Genomic DNA, 23181 nt, shown 5'->3' with positions numbered 1-23181 from the left:
CCCCCGACTACCTGGAAGCACCGCAGCACATCCAGAATTACGCCGCCAACGGATGAAGATCCAGCCGGCATCCCGCCTTCACAATCTGGCTCGGCGTATCGTGTCCGATCAATGCCGGCAAGCGATTCGACGCATCGATCAGACGGGCCAGATCGACACCCGTGTCGTAGCCCATCAGCGCAAGCGCGTGCACGACTTCCTCGGTGCAGACGTTGCCGGTCGCGCCGGGCGCATAAGGGCAGCCGCCGATGCCGCCCAGCGACGCGTCGAAGTTGTCTGCACCGGCGTCGATGGCCGCCAGCACGTTCGCCAGCCCCATGCCTCGCGTGTTGTGAAAGTGCAGCGTCAGGCCGATGTCCGGCCACCGCTCACGGAAACCACGCACCAGCGCCGCGACCTGGCTCGGATACGCCATGCCGGTCGTGTCGCAAAGCGTGATGCCATCCGCGCCCATTCGCGCAGCGAAACGCTCGCACAGATCGAATACCTCACGCGCCGGCACATCGCCCTCGATGGGGCAGCCGAAGGTGCACGAAAGCGACACGTTGACCGACTTCCCCGCCTGACGCGCCGCGCTCGCCACATCGCAAAGCGCATCGAACGATTGCTCGCGTCCCATACGGAGATTGGCGCGGTTGTGACTCTCGCTGGCGGACATCACCAGATTCAGTTCGTCGACGCCGCACGCGATGGCACGCTCGGCCCCGCGCAGATTGGGCACCAACGCGCTGTAGACGATGCCCGGCACGCGCTCGATGCCTTGCATCACGGCCTCGGCGTCGCGCAACGACGGGATCATCTTCGGCGACACGAACGCGGTCACTTCGATCTTCGCGACGCCGGAATGCGACAAGGCATTCACCATGGCGATCTTCTCTTGCGTGGGGATGAACACCGTCTCCGCCTGAAAGCCGTCGCGCGTTCCCACTTCGTTCATGCGGATGCGGCGTCCGCCGCCATGCCATACGTTCGTCATGCAATCACTCCTTTGTCGCGCAAGGCGTGGACGTCCTGCGCCGAAAGGCCCAGTTGCCGCAATACGCCGTCAGTGTCTTCGCCAAGACGCGGCGCCGAGGTGCGCACCGTCCCCGGTGTCCCCATCAACTTGGGCACGACGCCGGGCACCTCGACCTCGTAGCCATCACGCGTGGTTTGCGAAAGAATCATGTCCCGGGCGCGGAAGTGCGGGTCCTCGACAATGTCCTTCACCGTATAGACCTTGCCTGCGGGCACGCGGGCATCGCCCAGCAGGGCCAGCACCTCGGTCAGCGATTTCGACGCGGTCCACGCGCCGATGGCGTCGTCCAGTTCGAGAACGCGTGCGGTGCGTCCGGTGTTGTTGGCCAGCGTCGGGTCGGCCGCAAGATCGTCGCGACCGATGACCGACATGAGGCGCTTGAAAATACTGTCGCCGTTGCCGGCGATCAGCACGTAGCCATCGCTGCATCGGTAGGCGTTGGACGGGGAAATGCCCGGCAGGGCGCTGCCCGCAGCCTCTCGCACGGCGCCGAAAGCGCTGTATTCCGGGATCAGGCTCTCCATGACGTTCAATACCGCCTCGTTCAGGGCGACGTCGATCACCTGTCCCTTGCCGCCATTCACCTTGCGGTGATAAAGCGCGGTGAGAATGCCGATGGTGCCGTGCAGGGCTGCCAGCGTGTCGCCGATCGAGATGCCGCAGCGCACCGGCACGCGGCCCGGTTCTCCCGTCAGATGACGCAGGCCGCCCATGGCTTCCCCGATCGCGCCGAAGCCCGGCAGATCGCGATACGGTCCCGTCTGACCATAGCCCGAGATGCGCAACATCACCAGCCCCGGGTTGAGTTCCGACAGGACGTCCCAGCCCATGCCCCAGCTTTCCAGCGTGCCGGGACGAAAGTTCTCGATCAGCACGTCGGCGCTCGCGATCAGTTGACGTGCGATGTCTTGCCCCTCGAGGCTGCGCAGATCGAGCGCGACCGAACGCTTGTTGCGCGACTGCACCTGCCACCAGACGGACGTGCCGTCCTTGAGCATGCGCCAGTTACGCAGCGGATCGCCCACGCCCGGCGGCTCGATCTTGATGACGTCGGCCCCGAATTCACCGAGGGTCTTGCCCGCGAACGGCCCGGCGATGAGCTGGCCCATTTCGATCACGCGGATGCCGCGCAACGCGATGTCGGGCGTTTCCTTTGCGTTGGTGTTCATGCTTGTGTTCCTGCTTGATCTCTTGAAAATCCATGCGGGGCGTCCCCGCATGTGGTCGGCCTGATCGACCTAATCCGCCGGCCTAATCGCGCGCCTTGAGCTTTGCGGGCATCGCGAAACTCAGAATCGCCGCGCAAATCAGCCCGAGGCACCCGATCAGGTACAGCGCGGGGGTCGTGCTGCCGGTCGTATCCTTGATCCACCCGACAGCGACCGGGCTCACGATGCCGCCCAGTTGCCCGAGCGTGTTGATCAGCGCGATCCCGGCGGCGGCACCCGCGCCTGTCACGAGCTTGGGCGGCAGCGCCCAGAACGCCGGAATGGCCGCAACGACACCCGCGCCGATCAGCGCCAGCGCCGCGACGAGAATGTGCGTCTGCTTGTCGAAAATACCGGCGCTGAAGAAGCCGAGCGAGGCTAGCAGCATGAGACCGACGACGAACCAGCGACGCTCGCCGGAACGGTCCGACACCTGACCGACCACGACCATGGCAATCGCGCCGCACAAGTAAGGTACGGCGGTCAGAAAGCCGATGGTCGTGGCATTGCTGATGCCCGAGGCGCGAATGATGTGCGGCGCCCAGAAGTTGAGCCCGTACGAGCAGACCTGAATCAGGAAATAGATCAGGCCGAGCATGAGAAAGCCGGGCGTCTTGATGGCATCGAGCAACGAGTGCCCGCCGATATCGCGGTTCTGGCGCGTGATGTTGGCCAGCAGAACGGTCCGCTCCTCGGGTTTGAGCCAGCGGGCGTCCTCGATCCGGTCGCTGAGCGACTTGAAGACGACGAAGCCCAGCAGCACGCACGGCACGCCGCCCACGAGGAAGAGCCAGTGCCAGCCGGGCATTCCAAGTACGCCGTCCAGATGCGAGAGCACCAGCCCGGAGGCCGGTGCGCCCAGCAGACCGGCAAACGCGGACGCCAGAAAGAGCAGGGACGTCATGCGGCCGCGGTAGGCGGCGGGGAACCAGAGCGTCAGGTAATACAGCACCCCCGGGGCAAAACCCGCTTCCATCGCACCGATCAGAAAGCGCAGGAAATAGAACTGCCATTCCGTCTGCACGCACGCCATCAACGCCGTCGCAATCCCCCACGACACCATGATGCGGGCGATCCAGCGTCTGGCGCCGACCTTGTAGAGCATGAGGTTGCTCGGCACCTCGAAGAGCACGTAGCCGACCACGAACAGCCCGGCGCCGAGGCCGTAAGCCGTGTCGCTCAGGCCGAGACTGGCCTGTAGCGAGAACTTCGCGAAACTGATGTTGATGCGGTCGAAGAAGGCGAACAGGTAGCACACCATGATCAGTGGCATGATGCGCCACGCGATCTTTCGCACGATGTGCGATATCTCGGTGTCGACCGACGGATGTGACGATGGAACGGGGATCGACTCGGTATGAGCCATGACTGTCTCCTGATATTGAGGATGGCAGCGGGTGGCCCGGCCCCGATGGCCGGCAAACCCGTGCGGCATCGCTGTAGCGGCGCTCTGTGTGACGCATACGGGTATTCTGGTTGCAGGCCGGTGGTCGCAGAAGCGCAAAGACGAGAACCGAGCTTTCGCGAATCGCGAAAGCAGCGGCCGAAGGAGGGGCGCGTGGTTCGGACGCCGTTCAGGCGTCCTGCGTCGTGCGAAGGTGCTCGATGAGCGTGCGGACGTGCCGCGGTACGGCGTTCACGTCACGCAGGCCGATCAGCAAACGACGCTGCGCCCAGTCGTCGGCAAGTGCGATCTGACGCAGATTCAGCGAGCGCGCCAGTGCACGTACGGCGTCGGAGGGCAGCACAGCGATCCCCATGTCTGCCGCCACCATCTGGCACATGGCGTCGAAGCTGCGCACGCGGATGCGGAGCTTCAGGCGGCGCCCGAGCGCCTCGGTTTCCGTCTGAAGCCGATCGGCCAGCGATGTCCCTTCCGAAAGACTGACGAAGTCGTAGTCCAGGACTTCGGCGAGGTGGACGCTGCGCCGCCCGGCCAACGGATGCCCCTCGGGCACGACGAGGCTCAGATGGTCCTTGCAGTAGTCGAGACACTGCAAACCCAGCGCGGGCGTGCGGTCGGCGAAGATACCGACGTCGGCGCGGCCATCGAGTACGGCCAGTACGATCTCGTTGCTGTTCTTCTCTTCGAGTTCGATACGGATGCCGGGATTGGCTTTGGTGAACGCGGCAAGCTGATGCGGCAGGAACTGTGTCACGGCCGAGGTGTTGGCCCACAGACGCACGACGCCGACGATGCCTGCCGTGAAATCCGACATCTCGGCGGCGAGCACGTCGACGTCGGTCAGAATGCGCTGCGCGTGGCGGTAAAGCGCCTGACCGGCCACCGTCAGCGTGACGCCTCGGGAATGCCGTTCGAGCAACGGCGTGCCGACAGCGAGCTCCAGATCCGACATCCGCTTGCTGGCGGCGCCGACCGCGAGATGCGCCAGGGCGGCGCCTTTGCTGATGCTCCCGGTGCGCGCGATCAGACTGAACAGGGACAGCGACGCGAAGTCGATACGATGCGGATTCATCCTGAATGAGCGACGTTGCGGGTGGTTGTGGCGCCGGAAGTCGCGGAACGGTTCGCCATGGCGGACACGTTTCGCCCGAGGCGCAGGCGAGGCATAGTGTATCGCCTCGCCGTCAGTCCAGCGCCGGCTCCGCCGCGACTTTGCGATCGCGCAACTGACGGAAGAATCTCGCGTTGTGATGGTCGGCGACGCGGAACACGTCTTCCGAGGCCCGGGAGAGCGCGGCGAACAGCAATTCGAGCTCGTCATGCTCCCGGGCCGTCGAACCGCAGCGCGTGATCAGCGCGCGGCGAATTTCGTCCATCGCCGCCTGCCGGAACCGGTCGAAGGCCGCGTCGGGCCTGCCGTCGAGATGGTTGATGTGAGCGAGCAGCATACCCAGCACCTGTGCGTGCATGAGCGCCGTCGCCCGCTGTTCAATGGCCAGCACGTCGGTTTCCGTCATGATGCCCTCCATCAGACGTGAAGTGATGCGAACGAACTCGCTTCCAGCATAGCACCGCCGCGCAAGGACGGTGACTTCAAACGCCACGCTCAGCGCCCGTCATCAATCATGGCGCATGGCGCTTTCCTCCCGACGCCAAATTCGTCAATATGTCGGGCATCGCGCTTGCCGTCTGCGCGATGTTCGACAAACTACAAAATTGGAGCGAACTATGACGACGTCGAAGACCCCTCGGGCAGTCCTGATGCATACGATGGCACTCGCCGCGCTCACCCTGAGCGCCGGCGGTTATACCCTGACGGCCACGGCCGCCGATACCAACGCGCCCAAACCCCGCATTCTCGTCCTCGCCACCGGCGGCACCATCGCCAGCACAGGCGACGCACGCTCGGCCATCGGCTACAACGCCGGCGGCGTGACCGGCGAGCAACTGACCGCCAGCGTGCCCGGGCTGGACAAGCTGGCGAGCATCAAGGCGGAGCAGATCTCGAACATCGGCTCGCAGGACATGAACAGCAAGGTCTGGTACCAGTTGGCAGCCCGAATCAAACAGGCATTCGAGCGCAATGAGGCTGACGGCATCGTGATCACGCATGGTACCGACACGATGGAGGAGACGGCTTTTTTCCTCGATAACGTGCTGGCCACGCGTCAACCCGTCGTGCTCGTCGGCTCGATGCGTCCGAGCACGGCGGTCAGCGCCGACGGCCCCGGCAACCTTTATGAAGCCGTTGAGGTCGCGGCCAGCCCGCAGTCCGGCAATCGTGGTGTGCTCGTCGTCATGAACGACACGATTCATGGCCCGCGCTGGGTGACGAAGATGAACACCACCTCGGTCCAGACTTTCGGCAATCCCAACAGCGGCCCGCTGGGTTATGTCGATCCCGCCTCGGTCCGGTATCTCGCCACGGCTCCGGCGTCGCGTAAAGCCCCGCTGGCCGTGCCGGTCGGCGGTCTGCCGCGCGTCGATATCGTCTATGCCCACGCCGACATGGACGCCACGCAGATCGAAGACGCCGTGCGACACAAGGCGAAGGGCATCGTGCTGGCGGGCGTCGGCGACGGCAACGCCTCGAAAGCCGCACTCGACGCGTTGGAAGCGGCGGCGAAGCAGGGCGTGGTCGTAGTGCGGTCGTCGCGGGTGGGGAGCGGCTTCGTCAACCGCAACGTCGAGGTCTCCGACGACAAGACCGGGTTTGTCGTTTCCTACGATCTGAATCCGCAAAAAGCGCGGGTGCTCACGCAACTGCTGATCGGCAACGGCGTCAGCGCATCGGACAAGGTGCAGAAGGCGTTCGACGCGACGTATTGATCAGATGACCGACTGATCTGCTGATAAGGAGATCGCGCGCGCGATCCTCCGGTGCTGGGGGTGACGGAATACGCGCATCCCCGGCACCCCGGACGGTGCGCACACTTCCTGACGCCGTTTATTCCCGTCCTCATCAAATATTCCCGAAAGACGTGAAGACTTCCGCGCAAACGGAATAGAGCCCCCTTTGGCTGTGTATACCCCTTTGCACCCCGCATGTGCGGGAGATATCGAGAGGGCGGCCATGCTATCCGTTTCACGTTTTCGCGACACATTCTTGCGTCACCCCTGGGGTCATCGATTGACATTGACGTCGGTGTCCGTGTCTTTGGCGTTCTCAGTCTTGTTGGCGCTAACGCCGCAGGCGCATGCCGCACCGACGGTAAAACCATCGCCGGACGAAGCCGCGTTCCTTCATGAAAACGACGTCGCCATGGATCGCATGATGCGCGACATGACCGTCAAACCCGGCGGCGACATCGACCATGACTTCGTTGCGATGATGATTCCGCATCATCAGGGCGCCATCGATATGGCGCAGGCCGAACTGCGCTACGGCAAGAACGAACAACTGCGCCGGATTGCGCAGGAAATCATCGTCGAACAGCAACAGGAAATCATCGCCATGCGCATTGCGCTCGGGCAACCGCTGCCGCCTTCGGCCCCTGCGCCGACCGGCGCCGTGCCGCCCGCGCAAGGGTCGGCACAGGACACACCGCCGCCTGCCGGGGCGATGTCTGCGATGCATCACCACCACGGCGAATGATCGTCGCGATCCGTCGCCTTGCCCAGATTGGATAACTCACGCATTGGACGACGCACGTCCGCGTCTTCCCAACCTTTCGCATTCCCACGTGAATCGTCTTCAGGAGACCCCATGATTCGCAAACCCTTGTCCGCCATGGCCCGCGCCACGTTGCTGGCCGTGCAATTGACCACCCCGGTCATCGCGCTGGTCACCCCATTCGCGGCGGCGCCCGCGCACGCCGGTCAGGCCCCGGGCGCGCTTGCCGCTCCGGATATCCCCATCAGCCACAAGGACCGCCTGTACGCCGCCGAGCAATTCTCGAACACGGTGTCCGTGACCGATCCGGTCGACAACAAGCTGCTGGGCGTGATTCGTCTGGGCGATCCGTCGCCGGGCAACTTCAGCCCGCTCTATCGCGGTCAGGTGCTCGTGCACGGCATGGGCTTCTCGCCCGATCACCGCACGCTGGCGGTCGTGTCCATCGGCTCGAACTCCGTCACCTTCATCGACACGCAGACCAATGCCGTCAAGCACACGACCTATGTCGGCCGCTCGCCGCACGAGGCGTTCTACACGCCCGACGGCAAGGAAGTCTGGGTGACCGTTCGCGGAGAAAACTATGTCGCCGTGCTCGACGCCAAGACCTTCGAGGAGAAGACCCGCATCGTCACGCCGGCCGGCCCGGGCATGCAGATTTTCTCGCCTGACGGCAAGTACGGTTACATCTGCTCGTCGTTCAATCCGGAGACGAAAGTCGTGTCGGTAGCGGATCACCGCATCGTGGGCACGGTCAGGCAGGAGAGCCCGTTCTGCCCGAACATCGCGGCCACGCCTGACGGCAAGCAAGTATGGTTCACGCTCAAGGATGTGGGTCGCACGCAGGTGTTCGATGCACGGCCGCCGTTCGCACTCATCAAGACGCTCGACACCGGGCCGATCACCAACCATGTGAACTTCGCCCATACGTCCGCCGGCACGCTGGCTTACGTGAGCGTCGGTGGCCTCAATCAGGTGAAGGTATTCCGCACCGACGATTTCTCGCAGATCGCCACGGTGGACGTGGGCAATCTGCCGCACGGCGTCTGGCCGTCCGCCGATGGCTCGCGTGTTTACGTCGGACTCGAGAACGCCGATGCGCTCGCCGCCATCGACACGTCGTCGCAGCGTGTCGTCGCGACGATCCCCATCGGGCAGGCGCCGCAAGCCATTGCGTACGTGCCTGACGCCGTGCCGGAGGGCGACGGGCTTCAGAATCTGCAACCGCTCGGTGTCTCGGGACAAGCCGCGCATCTGACGTTGACAGCGGCTGGCGGCAGCGCGGGCGCTGCGCCGACCAGCGTGACGTTGTTCGATCAGGGGCTCGTGCAGGTGTTGCAGGCGTCCGTTACGGGCCTGACGCCCAAGTCGCCTTACGTGCTGGCGCTCTCGGACAATCCGGACGGCAGCGGTAACTTGCAGGCACTGGCGTCGTTCATGACGAACCCGGCAGGTTCGGCCATCGTGAACTCCATCGGCGCCATCCGTCAGGTCGTGTCGCCGGCAGTCGGAGACGCGAAGACCGCGACCGACAAACGTCGCTATCTGGTCGTGGCGCCGCAGGTTGACGGCAAGCCGGGCGTGCCGGTGCAGATCCAGCGCCTGTAAGAAGACCCACGTCCCGATGGTGCTCGCGGTTGAGCAGGAACGAAGGGGATGGCGACCGTACGTACGGTTGCCGTCTACCATCACTCTGGTGCCGCGATCTCGAGATCCATCAAGGCGGAACTGAGCGATTTCCCGTGGGCGTCGAGTGCGAGAGAGCGTGTCACACCGCCCCCCAGCGCGTTGCCCAGTACGAAGTTGAACGCGGCCAGATTCGGCAGTTCGTAGCGCACGACATCGCCGCGTACGACGTCGCTCAGAAACGCCTTGACGCGCTCGGGCGTCACCTCGGCACGCAAATGCGCGTAATGCCGGGCGTCGAAGCAGATGAGCGAGACATTGAGCGTATTGCCCTTGTCGCCGGTGCGCGAATGCGCCAGTTCACGCAGCTTCATCTTGCGTCTCCACAAAAGTGAACATCGGATTGGCGTGTTCACGGGCCAGCAGAACCGACTGTACGGCGAGCACTTCGCGCACCGACCTGGTCACGCCACCGCCGCCCGCAGGGCCGTTGGTGTACAACGTCTCGACTTCGTTGCCGATACGCTGCGCCTGTTGTGCCGACGCGGTTCGTCCCGCGACACGCACGCGTACCTCGTAGGGCTCGGCATGGCGCGCGCCGGCCGTCTCTCCGTGCAGCGCGTTCATGCCGATCAGATCGCAGCGCAGCTCACGCGTGGCCACACCGGTCAACGCCAGACGTTCACGCACGATGTCGATGGCAAGTCGGGCGCGTGCCACCGCACCGGGGCCGCCGTACGAAATCTGTCCCTCGCCGATGAAACCGTCGACGTATCCGACCGACACCTTGAGCGTGTCCGTTCTCGGTGCGCCACGTCCACCGCCGACCTTGACTCGATCGGGGGCTTCCTCGCTCACACTGACGTGTGAGAAGTCGGCAACGACGTCCGGCTGGAAATAGCGCTGCGGATCGTGAATCTCGTACAGCAACTGTTCCTTGCACGTCGCCACCGTCACCTGTCCGCCGGCCTGCGGGACTTTCGTGATGACCACCGAGCCGTCGGACGAGACTTCGCCGATGGGAAAGCCGAGGCGGGCCAGGCCTGCCACGTCCTTGTAGCCCGGATCGGCAAAGTAGCCGCCAGTGACCTGTCCCGCGCACTCCAGCAGGTGACCGACGACGGTCGCCTGACCGAGCGTGTTCCAGTCGTCCATTTGCCAGCCGAACTCATGGATCAATGGGGCGGCGAAAAGAGACGGATCGGCCACGCGGCCCGTCAGGACGATCTGTGCGCCGGCGGCCAGTGCATCGACGATGGCGCTTGCGCCCAGATAGGCATTCGCCGAGACGATGCGATCGCGATACAACGCCACGCTATCGCCCGTCTCCTCGAACTTCGCATCGGTGGCGAGCACGACATCGAGGACATCGTCGCCGGTCACGGCGGCAATCCTGACATCGCCTAGCCCCAGCCGACGAGCAATCTCTGCGGTCTTGCGCGCTGCGGCGAGCGGATTGGCCGCACCCATGTTGGAAATGATGCGTACGCCGTTACGCATCGCGGCGGGCAATACCGCGGTCATACGGGCTTCAAGCAGCGGGTCGTAGCCGTGTTCCGGCGATTGACGACGCGCCTGTTGCGCGATGGCAATGGTGCGCTCGGCGAGGCATTCGAAAACGAGATAGTCGAGTGCACCGTGCTCGGCGAGTTCGACGGCCGGCTCGATGCGGTCGCCGGAGTAGCCGGCGCCGGCACCGATCCGGACGGTGCGTCGCGATGCCTTATGTGACTTTCCTGTCATGCGTTCAGGTCCATGAAATAAAGCGAGTAGGGCGGAGAGTGCACGTCGTGCAAAGCCGGCTCAGAGCGGAAACACGCCAAGTACGACGCAGGCGATCGTCATCACGATGGACGCGCCGAACAACAGCGGGAACGTGAATTTCTGATGGTCCGCGAGATCGATGCGGCATAGCCCGACGACGAGGAACGTCGCGGGGGTGAGCGGGCTGACCGGGAAGCCGGTCGTCATCTGGCCGAGCAGCGCGGCCTGACCGACGTGCACCGCCGGCACCCCTAGCTGTCCGGCAACTTCCGCAATGACGGGCAGCACGCCGAAATAGAACGAATCGGGATCGAACAACATGCTCAACGGCATCGACACCAGACCGAGCGCGACCGGAATATGGCTCGCCATGCCTGGGGGCACGAAGCCCACGGCCGCTTGCGCCATCGCCTTGAGCATGCCGCTGCCCTGCATCACCCCGGTGAAGACCCCGGCAGCAAGCAGAATTCCGGCCATCATCAGCGCGGCACGGGCGTGCGCATCGATGCGCTTTCGCTGCATGTCGACATCCGGGTAATTCACCAGCAATGCGACGCACAGCCCGACCATGAACATGATCGCGGGCGGAATCTTCTCACCCATCACGACCATCGTGCCGAGCACGATCAGCGTGAGCACGATGTTGAACCAGAAGAGCCCGGGGCGGCGCAGCGCCTGCTCCTCCGGCGAGAGTTCGCGTTTCGGCATCGGAATCGCGCCGCTTGCGGCCGTCAACCCCAGGCGCTTTTCTTCGCGCCGACCGAGCCAGTAAGCCATGCCGAAGACGAAGACCAGCCCGACGGCCTGCACCGGAATCAACGGATTGAAAAGGCTGGAGACCGGCAGATGCAGCGATGCCGAGGCACGAATCATCGGTCCGGTCCACGGCAGGAAGTTGATGCCGGCGGCCATCGAGACCGCCGCCGCGAGCACGCGACGATCCATGCCCAGACGGTCATAGAGCGGGAGCATCGCCGGAATCGTCACGAGAAAGCAGACCGCGCCGGAGCCGTCGAGGTGAATCAGCAGCGCGAGCAGCGTCGTACCCATCACGATGCGCGTCGGACGCGTGCCCACCGCCTTGAGAATCCGGTCGATGATCGGGTCGAGCGTGCCGGCGTCGGTGATCGTGCCGAAGTACAGAATGGCGAAGACGAACATGCCGACGACGGGCGCAAGACTCCTGAGACCGTCGAGCACGAACTTGCTCGTCTGAAAGCCGAAGCCGCCGACGAGCGACGCCACGATCGGCACGATGATGAGCGCCACGAGCGGCGACATGCGTTTTGACAGAATCGCGCCGAGCAGCACGACGATGGTAGCCAGCCCCAGTAACGGCAGCATGTGCTTGTCTCCAATGTTGTTTTTTGATGCGATGGAGCGTAAGTTGATGGCGTCTATAAGACAATTGAAATGATTTGATCGCAGCAATCAAAAACGATAATGGATCTGAACCTGCGGGACATTCGGGCGTTCATCGCCGTGGCACGGACCGGCAGCTTCACGCGGGCCGCCATGCAATTGCATCTGTCGCAGCCGGCGCTGACCGTGCAGATTCGGCGGCTGGAGGAAACGGTCGGGGTGCGCTTGTTCGATCGCAACAGCCGAAACGTGGCGCTCACCCCGACAGGGCGTGAACTGTTGCCCGTGCTGGCGAAGTCGCTTCACGACATGGAGCACGTGCTGATCGATGCTCGCGCGTTGGGCGACGGTTCGAGCGGCGTGGTCCGCATGGCCTGTTTGCCGACGTTCGCCGCCAGTGAATTGCCCGAATTGATTCAACAGATGAACGCAGCGGTACCGCGCGCGGGCTTTCACATCCGCGACGCCGTGGCCGGTGTCGTCGAAGCACTCGTGCGCAACGAAGACGTCGATATCGGTTTGACCGGCGGGGAAGTGAACGACGCGGAGTTCGACGTGCTCCACGCGGGCGCGGACCGTTTGGTTGCCGTTTTGCCGCCGGGCCATGCGCTGGCGCGTCGCAAGCAAGTCTCGCTGGCGGATCTGGCGACGGTACCGCTGGTCCTGACGGCGCCGGGCACGAGCGTGCGGGCGGTGGTCGATACCGCGTTGGCAGGCGCCGGATGCACGCCGCGTATCGCTTGCGAGCCGACTTACATGATGACGGCCGTCGCCATGGTCCGCGCAGGCCTTGGTGTGACGATCCTGCCCGCATCGGCCCGGGAAGTCAGGGCGGAACCGCAATTACGGGTGCGCCCGATTGCCGACGACGCGTTCCTGCGCCCCATCGCGCTCATCAAGAAGCGGGGACGGACGCTGCCGCCAGTGACGCAAACGTTCGTGGGGATGCTTTTGGACCGATTGGCCTCATCCAGCGAGGCAAACCCGGCGGAGTAGGTAACGCAAACGCGCCGGCACGCCACACGAACGTCAACCCGGCGAGACGCGCAAGAGACGTTTGCGATTGAGCAGCAATGGGATAGCCCCCACCGCGATGCCACCCATGCCGACGACGTTGGTGACCCAGTCGAACGTGGGAATGCTGGAGAGCGCGATGAAGAAAAGAAAGAGCGCGCTGGCGACCGGCCAGATCACGTGCGTCGCGGCACGCCACGGGCCCCGGACGAGTTCTGCGCGGTAAAACCAGCCACACGCCAGCCCCGTCAACCCCAGATAGAAGCAGATTTGAAAGCCGATAGCGGTAATCGAATCCTGAAGAATCACGTTGATGGTGGGCAGATACGACGACACCAGCAGGAGCGCCAGGCCGGTGGCCCAGATCAGGAAGATGGCGATGTGCGGCGTGTTCCAGCGCGGATGCAGGCGCGCGTAGCGTTGATGGAGGGCGCCGTCACGGCTTTTGGCAAACAGGGTCCGCGTAAATTGGAGCATCTGCGTTTCCACAGTGCCCACGGTGCTCAGCAGCACCGCAATGATGGCGACATAACCCCAGAGCGGTCCGAAGAGTTTTTCCGCCATCGCAAAAATGATGTTGGTGTTGAAATGCTGAATTTCGTCATCGGACAGACCGAGCAGTGCCAACGTGATAAAGACGAGGAAGAACGCCATCAGAAACACCATCGACCAGAACGCCGCGCGTCCCGGCGTGCGATTCGCGTCGCGTGTCTCCTCGCTCAGGTTCAGGGTGACGTCCCAGCCGTAGAAGAAGAAAATCGCGACCAGCGCGCTGCTCGCAAAGACCTTCGGCGTGAATCCGAATGGCGAGAACCACTCCCAGGAAAACGCGTGCTGCGGGGTATGGGGAAAAACGACGAAACCCGCCACGATGATCGCCAGCAGGATGATGCCTTCGACGACCGTCATCAGCACCTGTACGTAACTGGTGAGCTTGATTCCCTTGATCACGACGAGACTCACGAGCGTGAGCCATCCCGCAGCGATCAGCGTCACCGCGTGGACGTTGTTCATCAACGGACGGTCGAAAATCAGCAGCGTGGCATTGGCGGCGGGAATCATGGCCGAGACCATGAAGACGCAGCACAACACCAGCAGCGCCCAACCGGCAAAGAAACCCAGGGTCCGGCCAAACACCATGCTGACCCACGCGTAGGACGTGCCGGCGCTGGCCAGCGCGCGGTTCATGTTGATGAACGCGTAGGCGATGCCGAACATGACGAGTCCGCACACGAGTATGCTCGCCGGCGAGAGCGTGCCCGCCGTGCCGACGATGGTCGAGGTCGTGATCTCGACACTGTAGGCGGGCGCGGTGCCCGCAACGCCCATGATGATCGATTCGACGATGCCCAGTGAATCTGCCTTCAATTCGGAGGGAGGAGTCATGGGCGTGTCCGGTTAAGATCATCGATAGCGCGACTTTTACATCCTAGTCGACAGATGGACAACTGGGGGATGCCATAGCGGCGCCCACTGGCAAGGCAAGCGGCCGGCATGGGTTACCGCCGACCGCCGGCCTTGGGCGAGGCTCATCGAACCGGGCACCGGGCCTGCCCCGGTGCTCCTTTGTGACCGTATTACCCGCGGTAAGTCGCCGTCGGATCGAACTCCGCGACCTGATCGCCGCGATCGCGGCTCAGCGGGTAAGCCCTGCGGGGCGGTTCGCCGTGTTCGGCACGAATGCCGTTCTCACTGATGGGCTCATCGGCCCACTTGTCCAGGCCCGTGGCTCGCAACTCCTCTTCGGCCGCACGCGTTCCCGGCTGAAAGCCTTCGGTCCCACTGCCGCCCGTGTAGGTGCCCTTGGTGATGCGATAGGCGTGCACGAGTTCATGCGCGAGGGACAGATAAGCCTTGCTGGTGTCTTGCGTGTGACCGACCGGCTCGCCCGCGGCATTGAGCGCAAGGCTCTTGCTCGGATTCCACTCGACAATGGCGCTGGCTCCTTTGCCCTTGAATCCCAGCGACGACTTGCTCGCGTTCTTCATCGCGTTTCGGTTGTCTTCTCCCGGGGAGTCGATGTCGTCGACCGGCATCGTCGCGTTGCGCATGTTGCCGCCGCGAGGCGCCACGAAGATCTTGACCCGCTTGCCGCTCTGGCTGAAGTTGTTCAGCCCGCTGAGCAACGCGTTGCCATTTGGCTGGCTGGCAATCTTGGCAAGGGCCTGTTCCGCGTCGCGAATTGCCGTGTTCGAATTGGATTCGATCGTGATCGAAGGGACGGTACTGCTCTGAACTTTCATCATGTGACTCCGTAATGGGTGCCAACAACGGCACGCACAGTGCGCCCGACGTTTCCGACGGGGGACGCACCGCGCTTCACACAACGTTGTAACCGATCGATCTGCGGGGATGATCCACGGTCGCGAAGGGATGTCATGCCCGGCGAAGACTTCGCCGCGCCGCTCACCGATGCGCACGAGAGCGCGTTGGCGTTCCGCCTGGGACAACGCCCGAGCGCCGGGTTACGACATCCGATAATGCGCACGTGTGACCCCGACCCCATTTCCATCTCAGGGTTTTCACTTAGGTTTTTTGTGGGTTCGCGCTACAATCCGCGTTTTTGCAGCGCTCGGCCTCCGGTATTGCTCCCGATTCGCTGACGCTCAGACACGATTGCGTCGAGCCGTCCGAATCGATGCCGGCAAGCGCCGGGCGCGTTAGGGCTATCGACGCCAGACGTTATTTTTGAGGGTGACTCTCATGACGCAAACGGACAACAAGGCGGCGCCTGGTCGCAACGGCAAGCCCTTCACCCGTCGCAAGTTCCTCGCCGCAGCCGTCGGCGCCGCCGCCGTGTGGGGCGGTTATTCGTACTTTTTCGGCAGCCAGTATCGCGCCGCGAAGGCGGACCGCACGGTCGATGTTCTGCTCATCGGCGGCGGCATCATGAGCGCAACGCTCGGCGTCTACCTGAAGGAACTGGAGCCGAACTGGACGTGTGAAGTCTTCGAGCGTCTGGACAAGGTCGCGGAAGAAAGCTCGAACGGCTGGAACAACGCCGGCACCGGTCACTCGGCGCTTTGTGAGCTGAACTACACGCCGATGGACGACAAGGGCAACGTCCATATCGCCCAGGCCATCAACATCAACGAAAATTTCCAGATTTCGCGCCAGTTCTGGTCGCATCAGGTGCGCCAGGGCGTGCTGGGCAATCCGCGCGAGTTCATCAATTCGACGCCGCACATGAATCTGGTATTCGGCGAAGAAAACCGTGAGTTCATCCGCAAGCGCGTCGAAGCGTTGAAGGCGTCGCCGCTATTTGCCGGTATGGAGATGACGACCGATCGGGCGAAGATCGCCGAATGGATTCCGATCATGATGGAAGGGCGCAAGGCCGACGAAGTCGTGACCGCCACGCGCTCGCCGCTCGGCACCGACGTGAACCTTGGCGAAATCACGCGTCAGTTCTATTCGCATCTGACCGGCAAGGCGGGCGTCAAGGTGACGACCGGCTACGAAGTGCGTTCCATCACGCGCAATGAAGACGGCTCCTGGCGCGTGTCCGCGTTCGATATGAACGACAGCTCGAAGATCCAGACGGTGGATGCGCGCAACCTGTTCATCGGCGCAGGCGGTGCTGCGCTGCCGCTGCTGCAATTGTCCGGCATTCCCGAAGCGAAGCAGTACGGCGGCTTCCCCGTGGGCGGTGAGTTCCTCGTCACGGAAAAGCCCGAGATCGCATCGCGCCATCTGGCGAAGGTCTACGGTCTCGCGGATACCGGTTCGCCGCCGATGTCGGTTCCCCACCTCGATACGCGCGTGCTCGACGGCAAGCGCGTCATCCTCTTCGGGCCGTTCGCGACGTGGTCCAGCAAGTTCCTGAAGAACGGCTCTTACTTCGATCTGGCCAAGGCGGCGACGCCGTCCAACGTCGTTCCCCAGTTGCAGGTCGGCGTTCACGAATTCGCACTGGTGAAGTACCTCGCACAACAGCTCGCGCTGTCGCGCGAGGAAAAGATGGCGGCGTTGCGTCACTACATGCCGGAAGCGAAGGACGAAGACTGGCGCCTGTGGGAAGCCGGCCAGCGTGTGCAGATCATCAAGAACGATCCGGAGAAGGGCGGCGTGCTCAAGCTCGGTACCGAAGTCGTGGTGTCGGGCGACCGTTCCGTGTCCGCGCTGCTGGGCGCCTCGCCGGGCGGTTCGACGTCGCCGGCCATCATGCTGTCGTTGCTCGAACGCGTGTTCCCTGAGCAAATGAAAACGCCGGCATGGCAACAGAAGATTCGGGAGATCGTGCCGAGCTACGGCAAGAAGCTCAACGAGCACCCCGATCTGCTGGCGCAGGAATGGGCCAACACGGCAGAAGCGCTGCAACTGGCCATCGCGCCGCCGAGCCTCGACGGTGTCGTCCCGGCCGCCCCGATGGCAAACCCGGGCGTCGTGAAGAAGGTGCCGGACATCGCGCTGTAAGCGGTCTCATGGTGGCATGGCGCCCGGCCGGGCGCCGTGCCTCGTGCGTGGCGCGGCGTGGCGCGGTTACGAAGCCGTTGCCTGATACCGCTGCCCATACACGCGGGCCATGCTCGCGATGAACGACAACGCGGCAATCGCGCACGCCAGTGCGAAGACGTACGCGGAAAAGTGTTGACCGGGACCGTCGTTCACCCCACCGGCCAGCGCCATGACCACGGCGACCAGTGCAGCGCCAAGCGATTGCCCCGTGGTTCGCGCCGTGGACAACACGCCGGACGCACTGGCGGTGCGGTTCTTTGCGGCATTGGCAAACATCTCCTTGTTGTTCGGCGGGAGAAAGAATCCGTATCCCATGCCGCACACGGCAACCCGCCAGAGAAAGTCGATGACGCGGGGCTGCTCAGGCAAAAACACCAGAGAACCGATTCCCAGACAGAAAATCAGCACCCCGATGCTGGAGACCTGTGTCGCGTTGAAACGATTGGTCAACCGGCCGGCAATGGGGGCGCAAATGGCGACGGTGATCGGCCACGGTGTAAAGAGGAAAGCCGACTCCAGCACACTGTAGGCGTAGGTGTGCTGCAACACGAAGGGCAACGCGACCAGCGCCATGCCTTGTGAGACGAACATCGTCACGGACGTGAGCACCGCAAACGAATAGCGGCGCGACTGGAATATGTCCAGCGGCAGCAGAGGATGTTTCACGCGCCGCTGGATGGCGACAAACAAATACAGCAGAAACGCCGACACTGCGCCGAGCACTAGCACGGTGACGTTGTTCCATCGCCCGATCTGGTCGACGGCAAGCGCAAACAGGCCAAATGCCACAGCCGACGTGAGCGCGCCGGAGATGTCGAAGCCGCGCTCCCTGTGCGTGTCTTTTCCTAGCGACATGAGCGAGAAGACAATCGCGGCAACCCCCAGCGGCAGGTTGATGTAGAAGAGCCACGGCCACGACGCGTAGGACACGATCAGCCCGCCCAGCGCGGGGCCGAGGGCAGTGCCGACGGCAAACGTCAGGGCATTGATGCCGAAGATGGTGCCGAGCGATGCGGGAGGAAAGATCACCCGATACAGGCCATAGCCGACGCTGATCAGTACCGCGTAGCTGAGGCCCTGAATCACGCGCATCACGACTAGCATCGTGTAGCTCGTCGCGAGTCCGCAACCTAACGACGAGATCGTGAACAACACCAGCCCGATGACGTAAAAGCGCCGCTCGCCGACTCTCGATCCAAGCGAAGCACAGATCAGCATGGTGGCCGCACTGGCGACCTGATAACCGTTCGCCACCCAGATGACGGATGCCGCACTGACGCCAAGATCGGTGGAAATCGTCGGCAACGCGATGTTGACGATGGAACTGTCCAGCGACGACATGAGGACACCGAGCAGGATGGCCAGGGCCGCAAAGTAACGTCGGGGGACTTCAAATCCTTCTTCACCGGCTTCACCGGTCTTGTCGGCAATCGACATGGCGCGCGCCTTATAGGGGGAGGGGAGTCTGACGATGGGCGTCAGACCGGACTATCTTCGGCTCAGGTTGTCGCTGATGTCCTGACCGTGCACCAGTCCGGAGAGCGACTTCAGGATGACGGCCGTAACGCCCCATATGTCGTATCTCTGCTCGGCCCAGTACCATGAGCCCGCGCGCTCGCCGTCGACATACTGTTTCGCCAGCTCCGGTTTCAGGAGTGTCGACAGTGGAAACTCGAAGACCTCTTCGACTTCGGCTGGCGCGGCTTCCCAGCCGGCCGTCTCCGGTATCAGACCGATGACCGGCACGATGGCGTGATTACGCTTGCGGGTCTTGTGAATCGGCAGGCAACCGACAACCTGAACCGCACCCGGCGCAAGGCAGATTTCCTCGAACGCTTCCCGTAACGCGGTAGTGCCGACGTTGCCATCCTCATCCATCGGCCGGCCGCCGGGAAAGCTCACCTGCGAGGAGTATTCACGCAATCCGGACGAACGGGTCGTCAGGAGGACGCTCGGCTCCGACTGCGCCACGATAGCCACCAGCACGGCCGACAGCTTCCACTGCCCGTCGCCGCTGTCGAGCGAGCGCTGCGTCGCGGCCCAGTCCATGGAACCGGGAATCCGGTATCGCTCGACACCCCGCACAATGGTCTCGATGAGGGGCTGGTGTGTCCCGGTGCTCGTCAGCAGGTTGGCAAGCGCGCCGTGGGTATTCGGGAAACTTCTCTCGGTCTCCATATCTTCCTCCTGTATGAATACAGCGGAATTGCCATCATGCAATAACTTGCAATCGGCGTCCATCGAACCGGAGAAAGGCTTTTAGTCGGTTTTATATCGACCCTTTTGCCCCGGCCGTTACCGGCTGAATGCTACGCCGTAATAGAGGTGCTGTCGTTGCGGTGGTAAACAATGCGAAAATCAGCAGCATGGTATAGACATTGGCGGGAAGAATTCGAAGTTCCAGCCCAATCGAAAGGAATATTAATTCCATTAGCCCGCGCGCGTTCATCAGGGTCGCAATGACAGTGGCATTTTCGCGCGAATAGCCAACCATTCGGGCGCCGGCGAATACCCCCAGATACTTCCCGATAAAACCCGCGACAATAAACGCGATCAGCCAATACCATTGCCCATTGGCGCCGCCGTCGAACATCTGCATGTGCAAACCGGCATTGGCGAAGAATAACGGCATCAGGATCGTATGAACGAATCCGCCCAAAAGCCTTTGAAACTGCTCTCGCAGACCCGGCACATTACGCAACAGAATGCCGGGGAGCAAGGCACCGAACGCACTATGAAAGCCGAGCGCTGACGTGATCCAGCCCGAGAGCAACACCAACGCCACGAGCATGGTCACCGTGCCGCGTGACCAGCCTCGCGCCAGCAGGCGCGTGAGCAGCGGCGTGAGTCCCCATTTCGATGCCGCGGTCAGCGCGACGACGTAGGCACAAAGCAGCGCGATATCCGCCCCGAGCGCCCGCCAACTGGCATCGACGTGCGAGAAGCACACGATCGCCGATAGCGCACACCACCCGAGCAGGTCACCGACCATCGCTGCGGACAAGGCTGCGCAAGCGCCCGGATGGCGGATCAGATTCAGATCCCCGACAATACGCGCCATGACGGGCACGGCTGACACGGACAGGGCGACACCGCAGAACAGAACATAGGGCCAAAACGGTTGATGTGCAGCCAGCGCGTCGTAGGAGATCCAGGCCACTGCGATGCCTCCGCCAAGCGGCAGCGCAATGCCGGATATCGCGATCAACGCCGGCCCAAGCACTGCCCGACGGGAAGGCATGCTGAGTTCCAGCCCGATTTCGAACATCAGAAGTGCCAGACCAACCTCACCGAGCTGGCCGATCAGGGAGGCGGCGTCGGGCGTGAATAACTGCTTCTGAAGCGAAGGGGTGACGGCCCCCAGTGCGACCGGGCCAAGCAGAATGCCACCGGCGATCTCGCCAATGACTTTGCATTGCCCCATACGCTCGGCGAGCGCGCCGCAACCGTAGCAGACGGTGATGACGACAGCGACTTGTATCAGCCACATGGCACAGCCTTGTTGGTTGAATGGCGATAGACACGATCAGGGAGACGTCACCGGGACGTCTGGCCGCTTCCCGCGAAATGCGTGAGTAGCTGAAAAAGGCGCTTGCTGCGCGCCGCGCCGAGGTGGCGGCTGAAGAATTGCCCCACCGAGCGGGGACGGTAATAGTCGCCCGACGCCATTGCAGCGCCGACACAGGCGCTCATGTCGGCAAAAGCCGGATATGAAAAGTTCTCGCTGTCGCCGACGAACACGTGCGTCAGGTTGGTATTGCAGACGCTGAACATTTCCCCATTGCAGGCTTCGGGGCCGCATATCCAGCGGATAAACGGCCAGAGGTCGCGGTGGGAACACACATCGGCCAGCGCTTGTTCCTCCTGCTCGGAAATCACTCGCCATTCGACGCGATTCCAGTGCGAGTCGAGCGCAGCGGGGAATAGCGCATTGACGGCGATCCCGCAACGGGCGGCGGGCGTCGCCATCATCTTCGTCAGCCCGATGATGCCGGCCTTGGCGATCCCGAAAGGCAACAGGCCATGATCGTCGAGCGAACCGAAGACATGACCTGAGCAGAAATTCAGGATGCGCCCATATCGCTGTGACGCCATATGAGGCCATGCCGCGACGGACAGATTGAAGGGGCCGTGCAAGTGCGTCGCGAGGGCTTCATGCAGGTCGGCGTCCGTGAGCGAGCCGATGTCCCGCCGCAATGTGGCCGGACGGTTGCCGGCGTTATTGACCAGAACATCCAGCCGCCCGAATCGATCGACCACATCACGCACCAGCGCTGCGCAAGCCGCCGGTTCGGCAACGTCCACCCGCGTCCAGGACACCGCCAACCCTTGCGCGACGAGGCGCGAGGCGATGCGTTCGCCATCCGGCGAGCGCGAAACGGCGTGGACGATGCCACCTTCACGCGCCATTGCCTCGACGGTGCCCGCGCCGATACCCTCTGAGCCGCCCGTCACGAGAATGACGCGGCCCGCGAACGCGCCTGTCGCTTGCATGGCGACTTACCCGAGCGATGCCGGACGGAACCGATACCCCGTATTGGTCGAACTTCGTGTCCGGTTGTGCCCGAACGCATCTTGCCCCGCGACCTGCACCACACCGTACTGGCTCAGATCGAAGAAGCCGCCGTGTTCGACGAACTGATCCTGCCCGGGATAGACGAGCACATCCGTCGACACGTATCGCGTGGTGATCGCAAAGCGCGTCTTGTTCTTGGTGATGTTCGGGTGGGAGCCGTGCACGCATTTGGCCATGAACATCACGGCTTCTCCGGGCTTCATGATCATCGAATGCGCCTCGTCTTCGTTCGGTTCCCACGACGGATCGACCTTGAATTCGGCAAAGTTGTATCCGAAGAATGCCGTCTTGTCTGCTGAAATCGGATCGTATCGTTCGTTTCGCCCGGTCACAGGCTCCAGCGACTCGTCAAAATATTTCGTGCGATGCGAGCCCGGCAGAAACTTCATGCAGCCGTTGTCGATGGTCGATTCCGTGAAAGCGGTCCAGACCGTCAATTCGAAAGGAACGTCGCCCGGTTTGCCGTCGATGGGCTGCAACTGTGGCGATCCGGTGGTGTACTGGAATTTCTCGACCTGATGCCACTCCGTGCCCTTCGCCCCCGGAAACTTCGGGAAGTACTCCGAGCGCCAGCATTGCAGGTTGTCGCCCAGAATCGCCCTGGCATGCGACACGATGACGTCGTTCTCCACGTGCGAGGCGAGTTCGTCGATATCGAAATGGCGGTCGTAATTGCAACTGTTCTGAAATATCGCCCGACTCATGTTCTGACTCTGGCGACGAATTGAAGACAGCATCGTCTTTGCCGTTTCTGGCTCGTAGACCGGAAATGGTCCATAAAATCCATCGCGAAAGAAGCGCTCTCTGATTGCTTTGGCGTTTACCATTTTCTTGATCTCCTGCATTCCGGATTGGCAAATCTTCACAAGGGATTTACGACGGATTGCGATGACTCACAAAGGCACAGAGTTCAGCGATCGTCTGATGATCGAAAATCGCGTCGACGGGAATGGCGACCCGAAACTCGTTTTCGATTTCGATGGCCAACTCGGTGGTAAGCAGCGAGTGGCCGCCAATGTCGAAAAAACTATCGTCCGGGCCGAACTCGTCATGGTCGAGTATGCGGCGCCAGATGGCGTGCATCCGGTCGATGGCATCGGTGGAGACTGTGGAGACGGGATCTGCGAGATGGTTCAT

Annotated in this window: 21 protein-coding genes; 5 read left to right on the top strand and 16 right to left on the bottom strand. The window is 62.8% G+C overall.

What is annotated here, in order from left to right:
* Positions 1 to 37: 37 nt before the first annotated feature.
* The 5 genes from PCA20602_RS04640 to PCA20602_RS04620 form a co-directional block, all read right to left on the bottom strand.
* Positions 38 to 976 carry a hydroxymethylglutaryl-CoA lyase gene (locus PCA20602_RS04640; RefSeq protein WP_150720192.1) on the bottom strand — a complete coding sequence of 313 codons (939 nt, stop codon included), beginning with the start codon at positions 974 to 976 and terminating at the stop codon, positions 38 to 40.
* Positions 973 to 2187: a CaiB/BaiF CoA transferase family protein gene (locus tag PCA20602_RS04635; RefSeq protein WP_150720191.1), complete on the bottom strand. Its 1215-nt coding sequence runs from the start codon at positions 2185 to 2187 to the stop codon at positions 973 to 975. The genes PCA20602_RS04640 and PCA20602_RS04635 overlap by 4 nt, the downstream gene beginning before the upstream one ends.
* An 82-nt stretch (positions 2188 to 2269) precedes the next feature.
* Complete coding sequence (locus tag PCA20602_RS04630) at positions 2270 to 3592, bottom strand: MFS transporter (protein WP_069342868.1); 1323 nt, start codon at positions 3590 to 3592, stop codon at positions 2270 to 2272.
* Between the two features lie 208 nt (positions 3593 to 3800).
* Positions 3801 to 4703 carry a LysR substrate-binding domain-containing protein gene (locus PCA20602_RS04625; RefSeq protein WP_150720190.1) on the bottom strand — a complete coding sequence of 301 codons (903 nt, stop codon included), beginning with the start codon at positions 4701 to 4703 and terminating at the stop codon, positions 3801 to 3803.
* A 112-nt stretch (positions 4704 to 4815) separates the two neighbouring features.
* A complete protein-coding gene (locus PCA20602_RS04620; RefSeq protein ID WP_150720189.1) occupies positions 4816 to 5148 on the bottom strand; it encodes a hypothetical protein in 333 nt (110 codons plus the stop codon).
* A gap of 211 nt (positions 5149 to 5359) precedes the next feature.
* On the opposite strand from PCA20602_RS04620, the gene PCA20602_RS04615 reads away from it, so the two are divergent.
* The 3 genes from PCA20602_RS04615 to PCA20602_RS04605 all read left to right on the top strand — a co-directional run bounded on the left by PCA20602_RS04615 (position 5360) and on the right by PCA20602_RS04605 (position 8852).
* Positions 5360 to 6460: an asparaginase gene (locus PCA20602_RS04615; RefSeq protein ID WP_246182026.1), complete on the top strand. Its 1101-nt coding sequence runs from the start codon at positions 5360 to 5362 to the stop codon at positions 6458 to 6460.
* Positions 6461 to 6704: 244 nt separating this feature from the next.
* Positions 6705 to 7226: a DUF305 domain-containing protein gene (locus PCA20602_RS04610; RefSeq protein WP_150720188.1), complete on the top strand. Its 522-nt coding sequence runs from the start codon at positions 6705 to 6707 to the stop codon at positions 7224 to 7226.
* Positions 7227 to 7361: 135 nt separating this feature from the next.
* The gene (locus PCA20602_RS04605) at positions 7362 to 8852 is read left to right on the top strand and encodes a YncE family protein (RefSeq protein WP_150720551.1); all 1491 of its coding nucleotides are present in this window, start codon (positions 7362 to 7364) and stop codon (positions 8850 to 8852) included.
* Between the two features lie 80 nt (positions 8853 to 8932).
* Here PCA20602_RS04605 and PCA20602_RS04600 read toward each other — a convergent pair whose 3' ends face one another.
* The 3 genes from PCA20602_RS04600 to PCA20602_RS04590 are packed head-to-tail and all read right to left on the bottom strand — an operon-like array spanning position 8933 to position 11978.
* Positions 8933 to 9244, bottom strand: a complete 312-nt coding sequence (locus tag PCA20602_RS04600) for an AtuA-related protein (protein WP_150720187.1) — start codon at positions 9242 to 9244, stop codon at positions 8933 to 8935.
* Positions 9231 to 10613, bottom strand: coding sequence for an acyclic terpene utilization AtuA family protein (locus tag PCA20602_RS04595; RefSeq protein ID WP_150720186.1), 1383 nt, complete (start codon positions 10611 to 10613; stop codon positions 9231 to 9233). Before PCA20602_RS04595 ends, PCA20602_RS04600 begins: the two co-directional genes overlap by 14 nt.
* Before the next feature lie 60 nt (positions 10614 to 10673).
* Entirely contained in the window at positions 10674 to 11978 is a 1305-nt protein-coding gene (locus PCA20602_RS04590; protein ID WP_150720185.1) for a CitMHS family transporter, read from the bottom strand.
* 99 nt (positions 11979 to 12077) lie between these two features.
* On the opposite strand from PCA20602_RS04590, the gene PCA20602_RS04585 reads away from it, so the two are divergent.
* Positions 12078 to 12992 (top strand): LysR family transcriptional regulator, encoded by a 915-nt coding sequence (locus tag PCA20602_RS04585; RefSeq protein WP_150720184.1) that lies wholly within the window; start codon positions 12078 to 12080, stop codon positions 12990 to 12992.
* A 33-nt stretch (positions 12993 to 13025) separates the two neighbouring features.
* Here PCA20602_RS04585 and PCA20602_RS04580 read toward each other — a convergent pair whose 3' ends face one another.
* Both PCA20602_RS04580 and xopG read right to left on the bottom strand, forming a co-directional pair.
* Positions 13026 to 14396, bottom strand: a complete 1371-nt coding sequence (locus tag PCA20602_RS04580) for an APC family permease (RefSeq protein ID WP_150720183.1) — start codon at positions 14394 to 14396, stop codon at positions 13026 to 13028.
* A gap of 191 nt (positions 14397 to 14587) precedes the next feature.
* Complete coding sequence (gene xopG, locus PCA20602_RS04575; RefSeq protein ID WP_174980808.1) at positions 14588 to 15253, bottom strand: XopG/HopH/AvrPtoH family type III secretion system effector; 666 nt, start codon at positions 15251 to 15253, stop codon at positions 14588 to 14590.
* Between the two features lie 460 nt (positions 15254 to 15713).
* Between xopG and mqo the strand changes: the two genes are divergently transcribed.
* Positions 15714 to 17426 carry a malate dehydrogenase (quinone) gene (gene mqo / locus PCA20602_RS04570; RefSeq protein ID WP_150720181.1) on the top strand — a complete coding sequence of 571 codons (1713 nt, stop codon included), beginning with the start codon at positions 15714 to 15716 and terminating at the stop codon, positions 17424 to 17426.
* 66 nt (positions 17427 to 17492) lie between these two features.
* Here mqo and PCA20602_RS04565 read toward each other — a convergent pair whose 3' ends face one another.
* The 6 genes from PCA20602_RS04565 to PCA20602_RS04540 form a co-directional block, all read right to left on the bottom strand.
* Positions 17493 to 18905, bottom strand: a complete 1413-nt coding sequence (locus tag PCA20602_RS04565; protein WP_150720180.1) for a DHA2 family efflux MFS transporter permease subunit — start codon at positions 18903 to 18905, stop codon at positions 17493 to 17495.
* A 51-nt stretch (positions 18906 to 18956) separates the two neighbouring features.
* On the bottom strand, positions 18957 to 19646 hold the full coding sequence (locus tag PCA20602_RS04560) for an NUDIX hydrolase (protein WP_150720179.1): 690 nt from the start codon (positions 19644 to 19646) through the stop codon (positions 18957 to 18959).
* A 91-nt stretch (positions 19647 to 19737) separates the two neighbouring features.
* Complete coding sequence (locus PCA20602_RS04555; protein WP_150720178.1) at positions 19738 to 20958, bottom strand: cation:proton antiporter; 1221 nt, start codon at positions 20956 to 20958, stop codon at positions 19738 to 19740.
* 47 nt (positions 20959 to 21005) lie between these two features.
* The gene (locus tag PCA20602_RS04550; RefSeq protein ID WP_150720177.1) at positions 21006 to 21962 is read right to left on the bottom strand and encodes an SDR family NAD(P)-dependent oxidoreductase; all 957 of its coding nucleotides are present in this window, start codon (positions 21960 to 21962) and stop codon (positions 21006 to 21008) included.
* Positions 21963 to 21968: 6 nt separating this feature from the next.
* Positions 21969 to 22871: a chlorinating enzyme gene (locus PCA20602_RS04545; protein WP_217432365.1), complete on the bottom strand. Its 903-nt coding sequence runs from the start codon at positions 22869 to 22871 to the stop codon at positions 21969 to 21971.
* A 46-nt stretch (positions 22872 to 22917) separates the two neighbouring features.
* Positions 22918 to 23181 carry an acyl carrier protein gene (locus PCA20602_RS04540; RefSeq protein ID WP_150720175.1) on the bottom strand — a complete coding sequence of 88 codons (264 nt, stop codon included), beginning with the start codon at positions 23179 to 23181 and terminating at the stop codon, positions 22918 to 22920.

This window comes from Pandoraea capi, assembly GCF_902459735.1.
Lineage (GTDB): Bacteria > Pseudomonadota > Gammaproteobacteria > Burkholderiales > Burkholderiaceae > Pandoraea > Pandoraea capi.
Note: the sequence above shows the minus strand (reverse complement) of the source record. Positions and strands in the feature narration are given on the sequence as shown.

Bases quoted from the DNA above. Each gene is read 5' to 3' on its own strand.
- mqo (WP_150720181.1), top strand. From the start codon at position 15,714: ATGACGCAAACGGACAACAAGGCGGCGCCTGGTCGCAACGGCAAGCCC.
- PCA20602_RS04600 (WP_150720187.1), bottom strand. From the start codon at position 9,244: ATGAAGCTGCGTGAACTGGCGCATTCGCGCACCGGCGACAAGGGCAAT.
- PCA20602_RS04605 (WP_150720551.1), top strand. From the start codon at position 7,362: ATGGCCCGCGCCACGTTGCTGGCCGTGCAATTGACCACCCCGGTCATC.
- PCA20602_RS04590 (WP_150720185.1), bottom strand. From the start codon at position 11,978: ATGCTGCCGTTACTGGGGCTGGCTACCATCGTCGTGCTGCTCGGCGCG.
- PCA20602_RS04630 (WP_069342868.1), bottom strand. From the start codon at position 3,592: ATGGCTCATACCGAGTCGATCCCCGTTCCATCGTCACATCCGTCGGTC.
- PCA20602_RS04615 (WP_246182026.1), top strand. From the start codon at position 5,360: ATGACGACGTCGAAGACCCCTCGGGCAGTCCTGATGCATACGATGGCA.
- PCA20602_RS04545 (WP_217432365.1), bottom strand. From the start codon at position 22,871: ATGGTAAACGCCAAAGCAATCAGAGAGCGCTTCTTTCGCGATGGATTT.
- PCA20602_RS04540 (WP_150720175.1), bottom strand. From the start codon at position 23,181: ATGAACCATCTCGCAGATCCCGTCTCCACAGTCTCCACCGATGCCATC.
- PCA20602_RS04625 (WP_150720190.1), bottom strand. From the start codon at position 4,703: ATGAATCCGCATCGTATCGACTTCGCGTCGCTGTCCCTGTTCAGTCTG.
- xopG (WP_174980808.1), bottom strand. From the start codon at position 15,253: ATGAAAGTTCAGAGCAGTACCGTCCCTTCGATCACGATCGAATCCAAT.
- PCA20602_RS04550 (WP_150720177.1), bottom strand. From the start codon at position 21,962: ATGCAAGCGACAGGCGCGTTCGCGGGCCGCGTCATTCTCGTGACGGGC.
- PCA20602_RS04585 (WP_150720184.1), top strand. From the start codon at position 12,078: ATGGATCTGAACCTGCGGGACATTCGGGCGTTCATCGCCGTGGCACGG.
- PCA20602_RS04635 (WP_150720191.1), bottom strand. From the start codon at position 2,187: ATGAACACCAACGCAAAGGAAACGCCCGACATCGCGTTGCGCGGCATC.
- PCA20602_RS04595 (WP_150720186.1), bottom strand. From the start codon at position 10,613: ATGACAGGAAAGTCACATAAGGCATCGCGACGCACCGTCCGGATCGGT.
- PCA20602_RS04620 (WP_150720189.1), bottom strand. From the start codon at position 5,148: ATGACGGAAACCGACGTGCTGGCCATTGAACAGCGGGCGACGGCGCTC.
- PCA20602_RS04580 (WP_150720183.1), bottom strand. From the start codon at position 14,396: ATGACTCCTCCCTCCGAATTGAAGGCAGATTCACTGGGCATCGTCGAA.
- PCA20602_RS04640 (WP_150720192.1), bottom strand. From the start codon at position 976: ATGACGAACGTATGGCATGGCGGCGGACGCCGCATCCGCATGAACGAA.
- PCA20602_RS04610 (WP_150720188.1), top strand. From the start codon at position 6,705: ATGCTATCCGTTTCACGTTTTCGCGACACATTCTTGCGTCACCCCTGG.
- PCA20602_RS04560 (WP_150720179.1), bottom strand. From the start codon at position 19,646: ATGGAGACCGAGAGAAGTTTCCCGAATACCCACGGCGCGCTTGCCAAC.
- PCA20602_RS04565 (WP_150720180.1), bottom strand. From the start codon at position 18,905: ATGTCGATTGCCGACAAGACCGGTGAAGCCGGTGAAGAAGGATTTGAA.
- PCA20602_RS04555 (WP_150720178.1), bottom strand. From the start codon at position 20,958: ATGTGGCTGATACAAGTCGCTGTCGTCATCACCGTCTGCTACGGTTGC.